The organism is Ruminococcoides sp., from assembly GCF_057037865.1.
In genome coordinates this window covers 1-20,415 of record NZ_DBLZMS010000001.1, presented here as the reverse complement: position 1 = coordinate 20,415, position 20,415 = coordinate 1, and the positions used below count along the sequence as shown (strand labels likewise).

General features: G+C 31.2%; 21 protein-coding genes and 1 pseudogene. 19 read left to right on the top strand and 3 right to left on the bottom strand.

The genetic code is table 11. From position 1 onward, the window contains the following. The first annotated feature begins 10 nt into the window (after positions 1-10). The 16 genes and pseudogenes from AC2HW8_RS00110 (at position 11) to AC2HW8_RS00035 (ending at position 14,674) form a co-directional block, all read left to right on the top strand. Positions 11-667 carry an acyltransferase family protein gene (locus AC2HW8_RS00110; RefSeq protein ID WP_484326977.1) on the top strand — a complete coding sequence of 219 codons (657 nt, stop codon included), beginning with the start codon at positions 11-13 and terminating at the stop codon, positions 665-667. Next, positions 640-1,134 (top strand): hypothetical protein, encoded by a 495-nt coding sequence (locus AC2HW8_RS00105; protein WP_484326976.1) that lies wholly within the window; start codon positions 640-642, stop codon positions 1,132-1,134. Before AC2HW8_RS00110 ends, AC2HW8_RS00105 begins: the two co-directional genes overlap by 28 nt. Before the next feature lie 24 nt (positions 1,135-1,158). Next, positions 1,159-2,379, top strand: a complete 1,221-nt coding sequence (locus AC2HW8_RS00100; protein ID WP_484326975.1) for a hypothetical protein — start codon at positions 1,159-1,161, stop codon at positions 2,377-2,379. Between the two features lie 3 nt (positions 2,380-2,382). Further along, positions 2,383-3,351, top strand: coding sequence for a glycosyltransferase family 2 protein (locus AC2HW8_RS00095; protein ID WP_412961857.1), 969 nt, complete (start codon positions 2,383-2,385; stop codon positions 3,349-3,351). A gap of 1 nt (position 3,352) precedes the next feature. Beyond that, positions 3,353-4,444 carry a non-hydrolyzing UDP-N-acetylglucosamine 2-epimerase gene (gene wecB / locus AC2HW8_RS00090; protein ID WP_484326974.1) on the top strand — a complete coding sequence of 364 codons (1,092 nt, stop codon included), beginning with the start codon at positions 3,353-3,355 and terminating at the stop codon, positions 4,442-4,444. Between the two features lie 3 nt (positions 4,445-4,447). Beyond that, positions 4,448-5,002: an acyltransferase gene (locus tag AC2HW8_RS00085; protein WP_484326973.1), complete on the top strand. Its 555-nt coding sequence runs from the start codon at positions 4,448-4,450 to the stop codon at positions 5,000-5,002. A 20-nt stretch (positions 5,003-5,022) separates the two neighbouring features. After that, the gene (locus AC2HW8_RS00080) at positions 5,023-5,940 is read left to right on the top strand and encodes a glycosyltransferase family 2 protein (RefSeq protein ID WP_484326972.1); all 918 of its coding nucleotides are present in this window, start codon (positions 5,023-5,025) and stop codon (positions 5,938-5,940) included. An 18-nt stretch (positions 5,941-5,958) separates the two neighbouring features. Next, positions 5,959-7,137, top strand: coding sequence for a polysaccharide pyruvyl transferase family protein (locus AC2HW8_RS00075; RefSeq protein ID WP_484326971.1), 1,179 nt, complete (start codon positions 5,959-5,961; stop codon positions 7,135-7,137). Continuing rightward, the gene (locus AC2HW8_RS00070; RefSeq protein ID WP_484326970.1) at positions 7,138-8,421 is read left to right on the top strand and encodes a Coenzyme F420 hydrogenase/dehydrogenase, beta subunit C-terminal domain; all 1,284 of its coding nucleotides are present in this window, start codon (positions 7,138-7,140) and stop codon (positions 8,419-8,421) included. Then, positions 8,411-9,946, top strand: coding sequence for a lipopolysaccharide biosynthesis protein (locus AC2HW8_RS00065; protein WP_484326969.1), 1,536 nt, complete (start codon positions 8,411-8,413; stop codon positions 9,944-9,946). Before AC2HW8_RS00070 ends, AC2HW8_RS00065 begins: the two co-directional genes overlap by 11 nt. A 7-nt stretch (positions 9,947-9,953) precedes the next feature. Then, positions 9,954-11,191: pseudogene (locus tag AC2HW8_RS00060) on the top strand (nucleotide sugar dehydrogenase). A 142-nt stretch (positions 11,192-11,333) separates the two neighbouring features. Then, on the top strand, positions 11,334-12,179 hold the full coding sequence (locus tag AC2HW8_RS00055) for a LicD family protein (protein ID WP_412961843.1): 846 nt from the start codon (positions 11,334-11,336) through the stop codon (positions 12,177-12,179). A gap of 60 nt (positions 12,180-12,239) precedes the next feature. Continuing rightward, entirely contained in the window at positions 12,240-12,758 is a 519-nt protein-coding gene (locus AC2HW8_RS00050; protein WP_412961841.1) for a pyridoxal-phosphate-dependent aminotransferase family protein, read from the top strand. Then, complete coding sequence (locus tag AC2HW8_RS00045; protein WP_412961839.1) at positions 12,725-13,312, top strand: pyridoxal-phosphate-dependent aminotransferase family protein; 588 nt, start codon at positions 12,725-12,727, stop codon at positions 13,310-13,312. The genes AC2HW8_RS00050 and AC2HW8_RS00045 overlap by 34 nt, the downstream gene beginning before the upstream one ends. 28 nt (positions 13,313-13,340) lie before the next feature. Further along, complete coding sequence (locus tag AC2HW8_RS00040) at positions 13,341-13,601, top strand: adenylyltransferase/cytidyltransferase family protein (RefSeq protein ID WP_412961837.1); 261 nt, start codon at positions 13,341-13,343, stop codon at positions 13,599-13,601. Between the two features lie 71 nt (positions 13,602-13,672). Next, positions 13,673-14,674, top strand: coding sequence for a Gfo/Idh/MocA family protein (locus AC2HW8_RS00035; protein ID WP_484326968.1), 1,002 nt, complete (start codon positions 13,673-13,675; stop codon positions 14,672-14,674). Positions 14,675-14,748: 74 nt separating this feature from the next. On the opposite strand, the gene AC2HW8_RS00030 is transcribed toward AC2HW8_RS00035, so the two are convergent. The 3 genes from AC2HW8_RS00030 to AC2HW8_RS00020 form a co-directional block, all read right to left on the bottom strand. Further along, complete coding sequence (locus AC2HW8_RS00030; protein ID WP_293601184.1) at positions 14,749-15,330, bottom strand: manganese catalase family protein; 582 nt, start codon at positions 15,328-15,330, stop codon at positions 14,749-14,751. A gap of 153 nt (positions 15,331-15,483) precedes the next feature. Continuing rightward, a complete protein-coding gene (locus tag AC2HW8_RS00025; RefSeq protein ID WP_484327070.1) occupies positions 15,484-15,987 on the bottom strand; it encodes a tyrosine-type recombinase/integrase in 504 nt (167 codons plus the stop codon). A gap of 248 nt (positions 15,988-16,235) precedes the next feature. After that, positions 16,236-16,436, bottom strand: coding sequence for a hypothetical protein (locus AC2HW8_RS00020; RefSeq protein WP_195230980.1), 201 nt, complete (start codon positions 16,434-16,436; stop codon positions 16,236-16,238). 850 nt (positions 16,437-17,286) lie between these two features. Here AC2HW8_RS00020 and AC2HW8_RS00015 point away from each other — a divergent pair. From AC2HW8_RS00015 to AC2HW8_RS00005, 3 genes are all read left to right on the top strand, one after another. Beyond that, on the top strand, positions 17,287-18,714 hold the full coding sequence (locus tag AC2HW8_RS00015) for an aldehyde dehydrogenase family protein (protein ID WP_484326967.1): 1,428 nt from the start codon (positions 17,287-17,289) through the stop codon (positions 18,712-18,714). Between the two features lie 12 nt (positions 18,715-18,726). Then, the gene (locus AC2HW8_RS00010) at positions 18,727-19,767 is read left to right on the top strand and encodes a DUF4062 domain-containing protein (RefSeq protein WP_293641477.1); all 1,041 of its coding nucleotides are present in this window, start codon (positions 18,727-18,729) and stop codon (positions 19,765-19,767) included. Positions 19,768-19,776: 9 nt separating this feature from the next. Further along, positions 19,777-20,415: radical SAM protein (locus tag AC2HW8_RS00005; RefSeq protein WP_484326966.1), on the top strand; the 639-nt coding region annotated here is incomplete at its 3' end.

Genomic DNA, 20,415 nt, shown 5'->3' with positions numbered 1-20,415 from the left:
TGGGATTGAAATGGAAAAATCGATTAAAACTGTAAAAACTAAAACACGACATATGGGACTTGAATGGTTAAGGATAGTATCTATGTTAATGATAATTTTACTCCATTCTATTGACCATAGTGGTTTGTACGAAACTCTTGTGCCCGGAACATCTATTTATTATGTTGAGCAATTTTTATATGCTCTTGTTCAAGTATGCGTCAATTGTTTTATACTTATTTCGGGATATTTTCTCGTAACTTCTTATTTTAAATTGAAAAAATTAGGGCTTTTATGGGTTGAGGTAGTTTTTTATGCATTGGTTATAAGAGTGGTTATGATATTGCTCGGTCAAGTTGATTTTTCTATAACATCTATCCTTTCTTGTTTTGTACCTATTATAACCGGCAGATATTGGTTTATAACAATATATTTTGGTATGTACTTATTGTCGCCATTTTATAATATTGCAATTAACGCAATGACTAAAAAACAACATAGAAATTTGTTATTGGTTTTGTTTTTTCTTCTTTCAGTTTGGATATCCATACATCCGGCATTTGAGGGTATGAATTCCGGTAATGGATGGGGTTTAGCATGGTTTACATTTTTGTACTTTACGGCTTCCTATTTCAGACGCCATTACACACCGAACGGAAAGTGGGAAAATATTTTGCAATATTTTTAATTTGTCCGGCTTTGATGGTAATAGGGCTGTTTGTATCCAATGTGCTTAACATAGCTTTATTGAAATCTGCTGTTGATAACTGGTGGAGATATGACTCAATTTTTGCATATGTCGCATCAGTATCGTTGTTGTTGATGTTTTTAAATATCAACAAAATTGATTCCACTACTAAATTTTCAAAATTCATCAGTGCTGTGTCTGCTTCAACTTTTGGTGTGTATCTTATACATGCACACGCAGATGTATGTATTGAAAAATGGTGGCAATTTATCGGCATTACAAGTAATGTTAATGCTTGGTGGTATGTGCTTTATCAATTGTTTGTTGTTGTTGCTATTTTTTCGGTATGCGTGATAATCGATTATATTAGAAGACAATTGTTTAAAGTTTGCAGAATTGATCACCTAGTATCAAAGCTGTTTGATTCGCTTGAAAAAATGATTAGAAAAGCAATTGCTAAACTATAAAATATTATAAACCGGAGTATTGTTATGAAAGTACTTGTTATAAACGGAGATTGTGTTACCAGAAACTCTTCAGCTAATTTATGCCATATGGCATATATACGAGGATTGGTCAATTTAGGATATGAAGTGACTTTGCTAAGTGCAGATCCAAAGGAATACGATGTTGACAAATCAATGATAATTCCCTCTTCTGTTAAGTGTATATATTATTACGGAACAACAATTTATGAAAAAATGTCAATAAGCAAAAGCAAGAGTAAAGAAGATAATGCTTCTCTTGCACGGACGGATTATTCTACAAATGAAAGTAAATTAAGCATAAAATCGAAACTTGTGAATTCTACCAAAAATTTTGTATTGTCATCTTATGGCATCCACGGTATATATTCAAAATTTGTAAAAAAAGCTCAGAAATTTAAATCTGATACAGAGTATGATATTGTTTTATCTCTTTCTACTCCTGTAACAAGCCATTTATTAACCTATAATTTACTGGAAGCAGGTCATATAAAGACTAAAAAATGGATTCAGGTTTGGGAAGATCCGTGGTACGTTGATGTCTATGGATTTAACGAAAAAGAAAAAATATATAAAGAAGAAAAAAGACTTTTGTCATATGCACAACGAGTATGTTATGTAAGTCCGTTGACTCTGAAAAATCAAAAAGAAATTTTCCCTGAGTCTGCTCACAAAATGTATTGGGCGCCTTTGCCGTTTTATTATAAAAATGATGAACAAGGTTCAACGGTGAATAAATATAATAATTATGGCTATTTTGGTGATTATGCTCCTGTAAGTAGAGATTTGGCACCGTTTTATGCGGCTGCTAAAAATATAGGTGTCAACGTGAACATTTGTGGTAATCCCAGCAATCTGTTTGCTCAAACAGATAAAATAACAATTTATCCAAGGTTGCAATTAGGTGAGCTTAAACCTATTGAAGATAAAACTAATGTGCTCGTCTTTTTGTGTAACAGAAAGGGCGGACAAATTCCGGGAAAAATATATCAATATTCCGCAACCTATAAAACTATTCTATTTATTCTTGATGGTACAGACGAAGAAAAGAAAGTGTTAAAATCATATTTTGAACAATTTAACAGATATATATTCTGTGAAAATACAGTTGAGGATATTGAACGTGCAATTAAGCTAATAGAGAACAATGATTTTGGTAATGTAAAAAATGAGCCGATTGATGAATTTAATCCGGCTAAAACAATTATGAAAGTTCTTGAAGGTTAGTATATGGATAGTAAATCGCTGATAAGTGTGATTGTTCCGATTTATAATGTTGAGAATTATCTTGAACGCTGTGTTGTTGGAATTATAAATCAAACATATAAAAATCTTGAAATTATTCTTGTTGATGACGGTTCGCCTGATAACTGTCCAAAAATGTGTGATGACTTTGCTAAAAAGGATTCTCGTATAAGGGTTGTACATAAGAAAAACGGTGGCTTGTCAGATGCACGAAATGCAGGTATGAAGATTGCTTCCGGAGAGTGCATTGTGTTTGTTGACTCCGATGATTACATTCATTGCAATATGATAGATAAAATGTATGGCGTAATGCTAAAAGATGGCAGCGAGGTTGTTTCTTGTGGCGTTAAATGGGTTGACGAAAAGGGTACGGTAATATCTGAGTCAAAAGTTGATAAGAATGAAATATTAGACACAAATGAAGCAATGTTTGAAATCATAATTGACGGAAAACTGAAGCAGCATGTCTGGAATAAAATGTATAAAACAGAATTGATTCAAGATATTTTATTTGAAAAAGGCAAATATCACGAAGATGTATTTTGGTCTTATCAAGTGTTCGGGAAAACAAGAAAAACTTCTGTTATTGTTGATTCGTTTTACTATTATGTACAGCGAGATAACAGCATTATGGGTTGTGGCTTTTCTGAAAAAAGACTTGATGTTTTAGAAGCAAATCGACAAAGATGCGATTATGTAAAAAGGTATTTTTCTGCATATTACGATACTGCTATCAGCATTTATATGGGAACTTGTATGTATCAGATGCAATGTGCTTTGCGTTCAAAAGCGGAAAAATATATTATTGATAATATAAAGGAAAATCTAAAATACAAAAATAAAGGTAATATTTTTAATTATGTTAAAGGAAAACAAGCTTTTTGGATGAAATTGTATCTTACATTTCCAAAATTAACTTGTTTATTAAGAAATTGCTTAAATGTAGGGATGTAGAATGAAAAAAGTAATGTTAGTGTTTGGTACACGACCTGAAGCTATAAAAATGTGTCCGTTAGTAAATGAGCTAAAAAGCAGAAAAAATATAGTAACAAAAGTTTGCGTAACCGGACAGCACAGACAGATGCTTGATCAGGTGCTTGAAATCTTCAATGTTGTGCCGGATTATGATTTGTCTATAATGAAAGATAAGCAGACATTGTTTGATATAACAACCAATATTTTAAACAAAATCAAGGAAGTACTTGAGATTGAAAAACCTGATGTTGTGTTGGTTCACGGCGATACATCAACAACATTTGTCACGGCTCTTGCGTGTTTTTATATGCAGATTCCTGTCGGTCATGTTGAGGCAGGACTCAGAACATATAACATATATTCACCGTATCCCGAAGAATTTAACAGACAGGCTGTTGGTATAGTGGCAAGCTATAATTTCGCGCCTACAGAAATGTCAAAGAATAATTTAATCAACGAAGGTAAGAATCCTGACCATATATTTGTAACGGGTAATACTGCGATTGATGCCTTGAAAACCACAGTAAGATCTGATTATACACAAACTGAACTCGAATGGGCATCTGACAGCAGATTGATTATGTTGACGGCTCACAGACGAGAGAATCTTGGTGTACCGATGCACAATATGTTCAGAGCAATCAGAAGAATTGTCGATGAAACTTCTGATGTAAAGGTTATTTATCCGATTCATATGAATCCGGTTGTCAGAAAAGCTGCCGGTGAGGAACTTGGGAATGATGACAGAATACATATCATAGAACCTCTTGATGTACTTGACTTTCATAATTTCCTTTCAAGAAGTTATCTTATATTGACAGACAGCGGCGGTATCCAAGAGGAAGCTCCTTCCCTCGGTAAACCTGTTCTTGTTATGCGTGATACAACAGAAAGACCGGAAGGCATAAAAGCGGGCACTCTGAAATTAGTCGGTACGGATGAAACCATAATTTACAACGAGTTTAAAAAATTGCTCACAGACAGTGAAGAATACGAAAAAATGAGCAAAGCGTCAAATCCATACGGTGACGGCTTTGCTTGCAAACGAATTGCGGATATATTGGAGAAATAAATTATGAGTATTAAAGAATTGATTAAGAAAGTTATAGGATATAGTAATGTAAAAATGGATTCAAATTACTATCGTGAATTAGGTGCTGTGATAGGTGATAATGTAAAATTTAATAGCGGATATCCGATTGATATGAATTTCCCTTGGCTTATAACAATAGGAAATAATGTAACATTAGCCTCAAATGTAAGATTGTTAGCACATGATGCCAGTACTGCATTAGTAGAAGATGTGCATACAAAATTGGGAATTGTAAAAATAGGCGATAATGTTTTTATAGGAGCAGATTCTGTTGTACTTTGTAATGTCAGAATTGGTGATAATGTTGTTATTGGTGCAAATAGCGTTGTAACTCATGATATACCCAGTAACAGTGTTTATGCCGGAAATCCCGCGAAATATATTTGCAGTTTTGATGAGTTTTCAAAAAAACATAAGAATAACCAGATATCTCACCCTATATTTAGAAAATATAGATGGTATGATTGGCCTAACGCTTCAGCTGAAGGAAAAGAACAAATGAGAAAAGAACTAGAGGATAAATTTGGATATCTTTAATTTGAGACATGGTGAAAAATATGAAGTATAAATATAAGATTACATTGTTTACCCCAACATATAACAGGGGATACATTATAAGTAGATTATATGAATCAATAAAAAGACAAACATTCAGGGATTTTGAATGGATCATATTTGATGATGGTTCAACTGACGATACTGAAAACCTTGTGAATATTTGGAAGTCCGAAAATAAAGATTTCCCAATTATATATATAAAGGGAAAAAACGGAGGTAAATGCAGAGCCACTAATCGTGCATTAGAGGTTGCCAGAGGCGAAATTTTCTTTACAATAGATTCGGATGATTATTTGACTGATGATGCCTGTGAAAAAATAAATGACTGGATGGAATCTATAAGAAATCTTCCTGATTACTGTGGAATAGTTGCCAATCGTGGACAATCACTCACAGAAACAAGAAACACTACTTGGCATGATGATCCAAAATCCCCTTGGTATAATAAACCGTATAGAGATGCAACATTTTTTGAGCGTTATCCTGAAACGACAAAATATCCGATTGACGGAGAGAGAGCAGAAGTATTTTGGACGGATATATTTAAAAAATATCCTTATCCTGAGTTTGATGGTGAAAATTTCATTACTCCCTGTATTCCATGGAACAGAATGGCTCACGATGGTTTTAAAATAAGAGTTTTTGAGGATATTATTTGGATATGGGAGTATCTTGACGATGGACTTACCGTCAAAGGCGCAAATAATAGATTTTTAAACAATCCGCAAGGTCATTTTCTTACACATTATGAAAAAGCAAAGTTTTTGCATTATTCTTTTATTAAAAAGTTAAAAATGTATTATACTTTTTATTGCGATTTTTCAGATAGACTGCCAATCGAGAAAATTGCTGAATATTTGCATGCACCTAAATTTTTAATTAGTATGTGTGCCAAAGTACATAAATTAAGAAAATAATATGTAGAGTGAGAATATATGAGAAAAATTGTTATTACAGGCGGAGAGTTTAGAAATAAAGGCGCTCAATCTATGGTATTTATTTGTGTTTCAGAACTGCACAAAAGGTTTCCGAATCACGAGATTTTTGTAATTTCAGATTTTTATACAGATTCTGAACAGGAAAATATTTTTTGTTTTAACATAAGAACATTCGGTACGGTTGTAGATGTTATCAGAAAAAATAATCTAAAACAAAATATATATTACATGGTAAAAGGTTATGATAAGAAAGAGAATGATAAGCAGAAAGAATTTTTCCGTGATGTTGATTTGATGATTGATATTAGCGGTTACGGACTTGGTGATGCTTGGAACAAGTGCGAAATTGAACATTATTTATATAGAATTGAGTGTGCAAAGTATTTTGGCATAAAAGTGTATCTTATGCCCCAATCGTTTGGTCCTTTTAAAACATTTGATAAGTCTTTGTTAAAAAGAACTAAAAAGGCACTTGAGTATGCAAGCACAATATACGCAAGAGAGCAACAGGGGTACGACTTATTGATAGAGAAATTTAACCTAAAAAATGTTAAAATATCTTATGACCTTGTACTGAATAATAAGAGTGTTGATTTGAACTCCGTATACAAAAATATTCCGATGTCGTGTGACTTTAATGTAAAAACAAATAGTATCGCAATAATCCCAAATGTTAGGAACTCAGTAGTATGCTCTGAAAAAATTTTGCTTGAGGCATACAAATCGTTAATAGATAAATTTATAGTATACGGTAAGAATGTATATATTTTAAGACATTCCAATAGTGATATTGATATTTGTGATAAAATCTTTAAAATGTTCCATAATAACAATGTCTTTTTGATTGAACAGGAATTATCATGTGTTGAATTTAGCAATATTGTAAATAAATTTGATTTTGTAGTCGCATCCCGTTTTCACTCTGTTGTACATTCATATAAGAATGCGGTTCCGTGCCTAACAATGGGTTGGGCAGTGAAGTATTTAGATCTTCACAAACTCTTTCATCAAGAAAAATACTGCTTTGATGTGAGAAATAATTTTGATATATCAAAATTATTAAGTGCCGCGGAAGATTTGCTGAATAATCATTCAAATCAATCGGAAATTATTTCTAAAGAATTAAATCAAGTACAAAAACACAATATATTTGATGATATAAATTTGGAGAACTAAATGAAATCTGTTGCTGAAATACGAGATAATAATTTATGCTGTTCTTGTGGTATTTGCAAAAATGTTTGCCCTGTAAATGCTATAAAATACATAAGAGAAAACGGAATGTTTGTTCCTGAAATTTCCGATGCCTGTGTATCGTGTGGAAAATGTTATAAGGTATGTCCGTCTGTACAGCATAGTTATGAAAAAAATAACTTGCACCAAGCTATGACTGGAAATTTAAAATTTGCAATAAACGCTTGGAGTAAAGACAGTGATATTCGTCATTTTAGTGCTTCCGGCGGTGTGATAACTACAATTGTCGAGTATCTGTTATTACACGATTATTATGATTATGTTTTTTCTGTGGATACATACAATTACCATTCTCAGGTAAAAACAAATAAGTATGACAAACACTCTTATAACTTAAATGATATAAGCACACAAAAATATACTAAATCAAGGTATATACCTGTATCACATGAAAATTTAGTCGATTTCATTCTGAATAACCATGATAGCAGGGTAATAATAATTGCCACTTCGTGTGCTGTGCGTGGAATATTGAATGTTATAGATAAGTTTAAGCTTAACAGAAATAATTATCTGTTGTTGGGCTTATTTTGTGATCAGGTATATAATTACAATTGCTGGGAATATTACAGCGATATGTTATTTGATAATTACGGAGATATATCCGAATTTAATTTTAAAAACAAAGATAGTGGCGGTTGGCCGGGAAATATGAAATTTTATTTTTCTGACGGGAAATGTGTTTTTAAAAATAAATCAGAACGAGTTAAAATTAAAGACTATTTTAAACCTGAAAGATGTGTTTATTGTGTTGATAAGTTAAATGTTTTTGCTGATATTTCTTTAGGCGACAATTATACAGATCAAAATTCGTCTTCTTTAGGCAGCAATTCCGTTATTATAAGGACGAATTTAGGTGAGAAAATATTTAAACTTATTTCAGAGACAATCGACTACGAGCGTATTGATGTTGATAAAATTTGTGTTGCTCAATATTTTGATGGCAGAAAGAAAAATTATGAATTTTCTTTATTAAAAAATTCCGAGTTGAATGATAACTTTCAGCTCAATTCAGTTATGGATTATGGGCATAATTCAAATGCTGCTTCCGAATATAAGACAGTATTAAGAAATTTACATTATGGTGAAATATATCCACTGAATCGTAAGAAGCTTATTAAGCAAATACAGAAAAGTGGCAGAAAAACTAATCAATTAAAGAGAATATTTCGTGCATTATTAAGGAGATTGCGTAATGAAAGTTAATCAACTTCGTGCGGGTACATTACTATCATATGTTAATCTTGCAATAGGTAGTATTATACCTATGATATATACCCCTATTATGTTAAGAATGCTTGGACAGGCTGAGTATGGTTTGTACAGCTTGTCAAACTCCATAGTTGGGTATTTGTCATTGCTGAACTTTGGATTCGGCAGTACCATCATCAGATACATATGTAAATATAGAGCAGAAGGAAAAAAAAAACAGGTAAGAAGTGTATTCGGGCTTTTTCTGGTCATATATGGAATAGTATCTGCTTTGGTAATTATTGGCGGATTTGTTTTAGTGTTATGTACAGATGCGTGTTTTTCTAAAGGATTGACCCCACAGGAAGTTGATAAGTTAAAAATATTGATTATTATGATGGCGTTTAACACGGCCATTGCATTCCCAATCAGTGTTTTTTCATCAATTATCACTGCATACGAAAGATTTGTATTTAGAAGAGTTGTTGACATTTTTTCTACAGTTTTAGCACCTGTTGTTAACATTGTACTGCTATACTTTGGATTCGGCTCAATTGGTATGACCTTTTCAGGCTTGTTACTTAATTTTATTGCATGCCCTATCAATATATATTATTGTTTTAAAGTTTTAAAAATAACGCCAAAGTTTGTACGGTTTGAAAGTGCATTTATTAAAGAGCTGCTTGTATTTTCAGTGTACATATTTATAGGAACTTTGGTAGATATGCTGTTTTGGGCTACGGACAAGGTTATTTTAGGTGCATTGGTAGGAACTGTAGTTGTTGCTATTTATAATGTCGGTTCAACATTTAATAATATATTGATGCAGTTGTCGCAAGCAGTATCCGGTGTAATAGGTCCTAAAATCAATTCAATGGTTACTTTGGACGGTGATAATACTGAGGCTTTGTCAGAAGTATTTATCAGAATCGGAAGATTACAGTACCTTTTATTGGCATTAGTAGTTTCTGGTTTTATAGCTTTTGGTTACCCATTTTTAATTATGTGGGCGGGTGAAAGTTATGGCGAATCTTATTATATATCACTTTTAACAATGATTCCTCTGGTAATTCCATATATTCAAAACACAGGATTGACAATTGTTATAGCACAAAATAAGCACAAATTTCGTTCTTTGGTTTACTTAGCAATAGCTATTTTAAATGCAGTATCCACATATTTTATAGTTCCTTATTTGGGTGGTATTGGAGCCGCATTGTGTTCTTGTGTATCCTATGTTTTAGGTCAGGGAATAATAATGAATATATATTATTATAAAGTTACTAAAATCAATATTCCTTTGTTTTGGAAGAATATTTTATGTATGTCATGGATTCCAACCTTATTGTGTGTGATTACATTTGTAGTGTCAAATTTTATAAGCTTTTATTCCTGGAGTGCATTTTTGTTTGCTGTTTTGATATATGCGTTATTATACTCAACTGGCAGTTGGTTTTTTTCTATGAATGATTACGAGAAGGATGCTATTCGTGTACCAATTAGAAACCTGATGAATAAATTAAAAAAGCGAAAGGCGTGATTAAAAAATGAAAATAGCTGTGGCCGGAACAGGGTATGTTGGCTTGTCTATCGCTACTTTGCTGTCTCAGCACAACGAAGTTATTGCTGTTGACATCATTCCCGAAAAGGTAAAACTAATCAACAACAGAATATCGCCGATAAAAGATGAATATATCGAAAAATATTTCAGGGAAAATAATCTAAATCTGTACGCTACCTTAGATTGTGAAAAAGCGTACAAAGATGCAGATTTTGTTGTAATAGCTACACCAACAAACTATGATCCAAAGAAAAACTATTTTGATACATCTGCTGTTGAAGATGTTATAAAACAAGTAATAAAAATCAATTCCAAAGCTATCATCGTTATTAAATCAACGGTGCCGGTAGGTTATACTAAGCATATAAGAGAAGAGTTCGATATTGATAATATAATTTTCAGTCCCGAGTTTTTACGTGAATCAAAGGCATTATACGATAATCTATATCCTTCTCGAATTATTGTCGGTACGGATTTATCGGACAAAAAAGTTGTTGAAGCAGCAAACTTATTTGCCAAATTATTGAAACAAGGTTCTCTTGATGATAAAGTAAATATACTGATTATGGGTTCTACAGAGGCAGAGGCGGTTAAACTATTTGCAAATACATATCTGGCTCTCAGAGTTTCATACTTTAATGAATTAGATACCTATGCCGAAATGAAAAATCTTGATACTAAGGCAATCATTGACGGCATATGCCTTGACCCTCGAATCGGTAATCACTATAATAATACAAGTTTCGGATATGGTGGATATTGTTTACCTAAAGATACAAAGCAGCTTTTGGCAAATTATAACGATGTTCCTCAAAATATGATTTCTGCAATCGTCGAATCCAATAGGACAAGAAAAGACTTCATAGCAAGTCAAGTTCTGAAAATGGCAGGATACTATGATTATGATAGTGAAAGTCAGTACGATGCCTCAAAAGAAAAAAGGTTACAATCGGCGTTTTTAGATTAACTATGAAGAGTAATAGTGATAATTTCAGACAGAGTTCAATACAAGGTATCATGAAAAGAATTAAAGCAAAAGGTGCAGAAGTTATTATTTATGAACCAACATTGAATGACGGAGAATCCTTTTTGGGAAGCTGTGTTGTCAATAATTTAGAAGAATTTAAAGCTAAAAGTGACGCAATTGTTGCTAACAGATATAGCCAAATTCTTGATGATGTTAAAGATAAAGTGTATACCAGAGATATTTTTATGATGGATTAAATGATTTAAATAGAATGTTTTTATACTATCCAAGTAAATCTATAAAAAATTTTTATGTTGACTTGTAAAAGCGTCAAAGCAGGTAATTATATTTTGTTATACTGTACAAAGTCTTAGTTCATAATTCGAAAGGAGAATAATAATGCCTTCGTTGAGGGAAGTACAATTATTTGATTTACAAATACTGAAAGATGTTGTAAGGGTATGTGATAATAATAATATTAAATATATGATTTCATCTGGTACTTTACTTGGTGCTGTCAGACACGGTGGTTTCATTCCATGGGATGATGATATAGATGTTGATATGCCACTCTCAGACTATAAAAAATTTTTGAAGTTAGCACAGCATGAGTTGGGTGAGAAATATTTTGTCCAAAACTACAAAACAGATAAGAATTATTCTGAAATGTGGACACAAATAAGAGCTAACGGTACAACATCGATGCCAATAAGAGAGTGTAAATGTGGAATTCACTTTGGAATACATATTGACATATTTCCATTGGTTGGTGTTAGCAATGATCCTAAAAAGAGAAATAAACAGAAGAAAGCCTTGGCTTTGAATAGAATGCTTCTGCATGATACATATGCCAAAGCATTAGATGAACCGATAAGTTTAAAATTAAAGTTGATTTATGCTATACCAAGGGATATTCGTAGATTGATATGTAGGATAAATGAGCATAATATTATGCTGGCTCCAAACAAATTTGAAGATTGTTGCGAAATATGGTATTCTATGGACGCCGCAACTATTAGATCAACTTCTCTTATTGAAAGTTATATCAGTATAAAATTTGAAGACTCATATTTTAATACTTACAGTGATTATGACAGTTTTTTGCATAATATGTATGGTGATTACATGACTCCTCCTCCAGAAAATGAAAGAGGTGGTCATGCTGATACTTTAGGTGACATAATATTTGATTTGTATAAAGATTATTCGGAATATCAGCGAGAAATAGAGTTACATAATAAATAAATCAGAAACACTGTTGTTTTGCTTTTTTTAATTATTTATATTTTTAAAGGAGAAAAGACAATGATCAATTTCACTGTAGGACCGGTTCAATCTAGTGAAAGTGTTCGATCTATTGGATCAGAACAAGTACCTTATTTTAGAACACCGGAATTTTCGAAATTAATGAAAGATAATGAAAGCTTAATGCTTGAATATGCAGATGCGCCGAATGATTCAAGAGCCGTTTTTATGACTTGTTCCAGTACAGGTTCAATGGAAGCAACCGTAATGAATTGCTTTTCGGAGAATGATAAGGTATTAGTAATAAACGGAGGAAGTTTCGGTCAGCGTTTTGTTGATATTTGTAAGATACATGAGATTCCCTTTGTATCTTTGAATTTAAATTTTGGAGAAAAACTCACTAAAGAAAAGTTGTATAAATATAATGAACAGGATTTTACCGGGCTTCTTGTTAATGTTGATGAAACTTCTTCGGCAGTCCTTTATGATACCACAATGATTGGAGAGTTTTGCAAAAAAACAATCTGTTCTTTGTATGTGATTGTGTGTCATCGTTTCTTGCTGATCCTTTTAATATGAAAACATGTAGTGCAGATGTAATGATCACAGGTTCGCAAAAAGTATTAGCATGTCCTCCAGGAATATCAATTATTGTATTATCTCCAAATGCAATTAGTCGTGTGAATAAATCTGAAGTAAAATCTTTGTATTTTAATTTATCAGATGCATTAAAAAACGGAACACGTGGTCAAACTCCATTCACACCTGCGGTTAGTATTTTATTACAAATCAGTGTAAGGTTAAATGAAATTAAAACTCAAGGTGGCGCAAGTGCTGAAATCGACAGGGTGGCATCTCAAGCTAGAGATTTTAGAAATAAAATAAAAGGACTTCCATTTGAATTTGTTTCTGAAAGTCCGTCCAATGCTGTAACATCACTTCATCCTATAACTGCAAAGGCAAGTGATATTTTTTCAATACTTAAGGATGAGTACCAAATTTGGGTTTGTCCAAATGGAGGAGATAAAAAGGATACAGTATTTAGGGTAGGACATATTGGCTATTTAAATCATAGCGAAAATGATGTATTGATTCAGGCATTAGAAGATATGCAGGCACGAGGATTGATTTAAGACTTTACTCGTTTTGGAGGAAAGCAAAATGACTAAAGTCATTACATACGGAACATATAATCTTTTACATTACGGACACATTAAGTTACTTGAAAGAGCCAAAGCCTTAGGGGATTACTTAATAGTTGGGGTTACTTCTGAAAACTATGATAGATCTCGTGGTAAATTGCTAGTTCAACAGTCTTTAACCGAAAGAATTGAAGCTGTTAAAGCTACAGGGCTTGCCGATGAAATTATAATAGAAGAATATGATGGCCAAAAAATTGATGACATAAAAAATATGGTATAGATATTTTTACTGTTGGTTCTGATTGGAAAGGAAAATTTGATTATTTAAACGATTATTGCAAGGTTGTGTATTTGGAAAGAACAAAAGGTATTTCCAGTACAGAATTGCGTTCAAAAGGGAACAATGTTAAAATTGGAATTATTGGGGAGTCACCGACTTTAAAAAAATTTATTGGTGAGAGTATGTATATTAGTGGTGTTAGCGTTACTGATATTTTTGCCGTTAATGAGGTTCCTGAATTTATCTCTGAGTATGATTTTATTAAAGTGCATGATGATTTAAAAAGTATGCTTAGTTTAGTAGATGCTGTTTACATAATATCAAGTCCCGATACGAGAATTAAATTTGCAAAAACTGCAATTTTATGTGGTAAGCATGTATTTATAGAAACTCCTATATCATTAAATAGGAAAGATGCTATATTGATATATCAATTAGCAAACGATCATAATGTTATCTTGTGTGAAGCGCTTAAAACAGCGTATTCACTTGCTTTTCAAAGAATGTGTTTGTTAGTTAGAAGCGGAATTATTGGTAAAGTAAAGGGTGTAGAAGCAACATGTACTGATATATCTTTAAATAATCCAAAATGGTTGTATAAAAATAAGTCTGGTGGAGCCTTGATTGAGTGGGGATCTTATGTTATTTTTGCTGTGATGTCAATCTTAGGTCAAAATGAAAAAAGTATAAATTTTATTTCTTCATTTGATGATAATAATGTTGATATTTATACCAAAATCAATATGCTATATCCGAATGCTGAAGCATCGTTAAAAGTGGGAATTGGTGTAAAATCAGAAGGTGATTTGATTATATCAGGTACCACCGGATATATATATGTTCCCTCTCCATGGTGGAAAATGGATTATTTTGAAGTTAGAAGAGAGGATTTTAGAAATAATAAAAAATATTTTTACCAATTTGAAGGTGACGGTATTCGTTACGAATTGGCTGAGTTTATAAAATGTATAAGAAATAACTCGGATAATAATAAATTGACATGTACTGAGAGTGCTAAAATTGCAGAAGTAATAGAAAAGTTTCTGTCTGGCGATAATGTTAATTGTATTTAATTCTGGATTGTTATACAAAAATCCCCATAGATTTCATTGCGAAGTCTATGGGGAGTCTTTTTGTGAATTATTGGTTACTTCTTCTTTTTCAGTTCATTTTTAAAGCATTTTTTATCGAATGAGGGGTTGAAGGCGTAGAAGTTCTTTTCGTTGAGTTTATCGGTTAAGAGGCGGAGATTTTCGCCGAAACGTTGGTAGTGGACAACCTCACGGGCACGCAGAAAGCGAATCGGATCTTTTACATCGTAGTCATCGCAGAATCTGAGGATGTTATCGTAAGTCGTTCGGGCTTTTTGCTCAGCCGCCATACTTTCGTGCAGGTCGGTTATCGGATCGCCTTTAACCTGCATTGATGCAGCTGTATAGGGAAAACCTGCTGCCGCCTGTGGGAAAATTCCGGTTGTGTGGTCAACAAAATAGTCACCGAATCCCTGTTCCTTGATTTCATCCTCGGTGAGGTCTTTCGTCAGCTGATATACTATTGCACCGATCATTTCAAGATGATTAAGTTCCTCTGTGCCTATGTCGGTGAGAGTGCCTTTGAGTTCCGGCAAGGGCATTGCAAATCGTTGGCTCAGATATCGTAATGACGCACCCAACTCACCATCTGGTGAGTTGAACTTATGGAAAATCCTTATAAAGGAGACAGTGAACAAACCAAATACAAAATCAGCTATTTACTACTTTCAATTTGATAGGCAATGAGTGATTGCATAAGCTCTCATTGTCTGTGTAATAACATCAAATTCAAGCGAAAAGCAACAGTTACATTTGCTAAGTAACTGTTGCTTTTTTTGGCTTGAATAAAATTATTTTTTGCCTTTTTTCATAGTTATAGTTGAATTAATTGTAGAACGTCTGTCAAGAGGATTAAGATTATAAAATTGTGAGTTTTTTAAATCTTTACCATATATATTAACATAATGTTTTGTCATATCAGATGTTGTGTGTCCAAGTAAATTTTGTAATGTAAACTCATCACCACCTGCTAAAATCCAATCTCTAGCAAATGTATGTCTAAATAAATGTACAGATTTTTTGGTAACACCTCGTCTTAAATTATATTCTCCGATTGCTGTTTCAAGTCCACGTGGCGATAGTTGTTTATTTTGAATAGTGGGAAATAAGTAATCTTCTGGATTTCCTTTTCTATATCTCAAATATTCAGTAAGGATTGCAGTCATCGTATTACTTAATGGAATAATTTGTTGACGTCTTGTTTTAATAACTCTTAAAAACATACATTTTTCCTTTAAATCTAAATCTTCTATTTTAATATTTCTAACAGTATTTAGTCTATTACCGTGTAGAATAAAAGTAGTTTACTAAAACCCAGTTTCTGTACTCAGAAAAATTACATTTTTTTAAATCTGGCTTTTTCAATAATAGATTCATTTCATATTCGGTGTAAGGTTCTTTGATGGCTTCATCAGTTTTTATATTTTCAATTTTAAATTTTTTTATATACCCCTTATCCATGCAAAAATATAAAAAAGCTCTAATACCTTTTATTCTTGTTTCAACGGTTTTATCTGATATATTTTGACTTAGAAGATAGATCTTATATCCGATTTATTATATCTTCACCAATTGTTGAACACATATTGTAGGTATCATAATACTTGTCAAAATATTTGTAATCTTCCAAATGCCTTTTTAATGTGTTTTTAGATAAATTTCTAGCTTTACAATGCAGTTCATATTCATCGAAAGCTTCTGCAATAGAAATCTTAAAAAAATCATTCATTTTAATAATACTCACACAAACCACTCCTTAATTTATTCTATTAAAATAAATGTAATAATATGTAAAAATAGTGCGTCAGTCTCTTTAAAAATCCTAAAAAAGACTGACGCACTCATAATAATATTTTATTGTAAACTCTTGTCCAACAAACAAAAGTGGCTTGTACATTTTAAAAATAAAAATGGTGCGGGTAAAAGGACTTGAACCTTCACGCCTCGCGGCACGAGCTTCTAAGAAATACTAGTCATTCTGGTAATTGGACAACGACATTTCTCAAAATAAGCATATCATTATTTTACAAATAAAATCATTATCTTGTCATATTATTTCTTTATTAGAATTATAATGAAATTATACATCTAAAATTGCAAATAGTCAATATTTACTATGGAATTTATTATGCTAATTACATGTACGCAAACGTATCTTATTTGAATGGTACATATTATTAGTACACCTAAACACACAACAGCCTACGTTGAAAGAACGCAATTTACTGCACTTATATTAAGTTTTACGCCCCAGCAAGGTCTCGGCATAACTCCCGAGACCTTGCTGGAGCTACATGTAATATTTATCTATATATAATTGCAGTAAACCTTTAGTATAGTATACTGTTGTGTGTGTGCGATGCATACAGTGCTAGTAGTGTGGTGGGGATAGGGAAAATAAATCATAGGTAAAACAAATAAGTTTCATTTTTTTGATACTTCACTTTTATAATTCTTATATAGTAAATTGTAACAATTATTTCGACAAGTTTTTGTTTGATTAAACAAAAACTATTTAATTGTTTATTTAATATTGTAAATTTATCACACGGGTGATATAATGGCACTACAATAAGTTTCAGGAGGAAATAAAAATGGAGAATACTTATTTTACAAAAAAATCACCTTTTAACAATGAAATCTTATATAATGTAAAGAATTACAAAATTAACGAAATAATATCAGTAACAGATAAGGCAAAAAATTCATTTCAAGAATGGAAGAAAACAACTTTTGAAGAAAGAATAACAAAAATTAGATTATTATTAGATTTAATATTAAAAGACAAAGAAAAGATTATTAAATGTATATGTACTGATGTAGGAAAGCCATATGTTGAAGCTGAGACAGAGGTTTTAGAGAGTTATGATATTATAAAATTTTATATTGAACAATCCTATGACATTTTGAGTAATGGATTAGAGGTAAATTTAGATAATAGTATATGGCATGGAAAAAAAACTATTTTAAAGTATGAACCAAGAGGGGTATATGCGGTTATAAAGCCTTGGAATTATCCTTTTGAATTGCCTATATGGTCAATAATTCCTATATTAATTGCTGGAAATACAATAGTATTTAAACCCTCAGAATATTCTACCAAAACTGGACAACTTATATTTGATTTATTTTTAAATGCTGGCTTTCCAGAAGGAGTGTTTAATATAATTACTGGAGACGGTAGTGTTGGTAAATTTCTAGTTAGAGATACAAATATAAATGCAATAGATTTTACTGGAAGTCAAAATGCAGGAAAAAATATTTATGAATCAAATTCTACTAAGTTAAAGAAAATTAATTTGGAATTGGGTGGAAGTGATTTTGCTATAGTATGTGATAATTCAGATATTGATTTAGCTGTCGACGGTCTATTGTGGGGAGCATTTTCTAATGCGGGACAGGTTTGTGTTTCAACAGAAAAAATATTAATTCATAAGTCGATGTATGAATTATTTAAAAGAAAGTATATAGAAAAAGTTAGTAAGCTATGTGTCGTTAAAGAAATTTCTCCACTTATTTCTGAAGAAAAATTGCAAAGTATTTTAAATCTAGTGGATTCATCAATAAAAAATGGTTGCAAACTATTAATTGGAGGGAAAAAAGTAACAAATAATGAATTAATTAATGGTAATTTTTTATATCCTACTGTATTAGAATGTGAAAATATTGATTATATGAATACATTACCAGAGTTATTTGCTCCTATAGTATATTTAGGGCAATTTGAAAACTATGATGAAATAGAAAGAATAATTAATAAATCTAGTTTTGGTTTGGGTTGTACAGTTTGGTCAAAATCAGTAGGTACTTTTGAAAGGATAGCTAATAATATTAATTGCGGAATGGTGTGGCTTAATGAAGTGAATTTACCTTTACCCCAAGTTCCGTGGAACGGAATTAAGGATAGTGGAATGGGATTTTCTTTGTCGTTTGATTCAGTTAAAAATTCCATGAATGTAAAAGTATTGAATTTCGATATGACTTTAAAAAAACGTGAATGGTGGTATCCATATAAGAATTAAAGGAGCATATATATGTTTTTAGATGTAACTTGGTTAGAGATTCCAAAATTGTTTATTAGTTCTACAATGGATGAAAATACAAAAACTGATAGAGAATCTATTATTGAAGACTTGAAAAAAGAAAATTATGACATTATAGAGTTTCAATCCTATAATTTTCCTTATGATAATATGCAGGATTTTAGCATTGTTGATGAGACTATAAATGCAGTAAAAAAAGCAAATGTTTTTATTTTAATATTAGATAATAATTACGGTACGGTAATTGATAATAAATCAATTATACATCGAGAATATGAAAGAGCCAAAGAATTAAATTTGCCTATATTTGTTTTTATCAAACAAAATGTATGGCGTGATTTTGAAAATAAAAAAATCAATTCAAAATCTACTATTAAAAAGAAGGAATATTATGATTTTATTTTAGAGTTATCACAATATAAAATTACTCCATTTAAAAAGTATCAAGATTGTGTGAATTACATAAAAGAACAATTTTTAAATTTACTCGGAGGTGTACTTAAGTTTTCATCACAATCGCAATGGTTATGGAATGAAAACACTACAAGAAGAATAGAAAAATCTGCAAAAGAAATATGGATTATAACGCCAGATTTTCTTTGGGATTTTGATGATAAGGAATTTCATGCGATTGTTATGAATAATGTTATTGATCGTGATTGCAAATATAAATATATTTACAAAAACAGTGAAAATAATAATCTTAAAAGAGATGAGATGCTCAGGTTATATAAAATGTATTTTAATAAAAAGGGTAAAAATATTTTAGATTTGAATAACCAAGTGCAATTTTTACCAGTTAATAGTAGCGATTTTAATTGGTCTACTGAACAAATATTGTTTAATCCATTTTCGGTGAATGAAATGGCAATTGCTGTTGATATAATGGATGTAAGAGATAGAACTTTAAAGTTTAATATTGAATTTGGATTAAACAAACGGATTGGATTTAGGAAACAGTTTATTGATTTTTGGAATTCAAATATTAACAATAAAAATAATAAAATTGATATTTCTAATTATAATGTATAGGAGCTAAAAATGTATAGAGAAAATATTACAAGATACTTAAATAATGTTATTATAAATTCAAAATTTGATAATAGACTTACAAATCAATTTTTTTACAATGAGAATTTAGAGAAAAATGATAAAATTAATATCATAACAGATGTTTCAAAAGATAGAGAAATTAATTTGATTAAAGGATTGTATCATAGATATCCATCAAAAGTTTTGATTTTTCCTACTGAACGATGTTTAGGAAGTTGTAGATTTTGTTTTAGGAAAAATATTATTGATAGTTCTGATTTAAGTATTAATGAGTTTAATTCTGTATTAGCGTATATTAAAGAACATGATAAAATTAATGAAGTAATTTTTTCTGGTGGAGATCCATTTGCTATAAATATAGATCTTTTGTTATCAATGATTATGGAAGTTAGTAAAATAGAAAGCGTAAAAATCATTAGAATACATACGAGAGTATTAACATATTGTCCTGAATTAATTACAGAATATTTTATTAATAAATTAAAATCAATTAATAAAACTTTATTTATGGTCTTTCACATTAATTCTCATTTAGAATTAACAGAATATGCAATAGAGAAAGTTAATAGACTTACAAATTCAGGAATACTGTGCTTTTCTCAAACGGCATTGTTAAAAGGTGTTAAT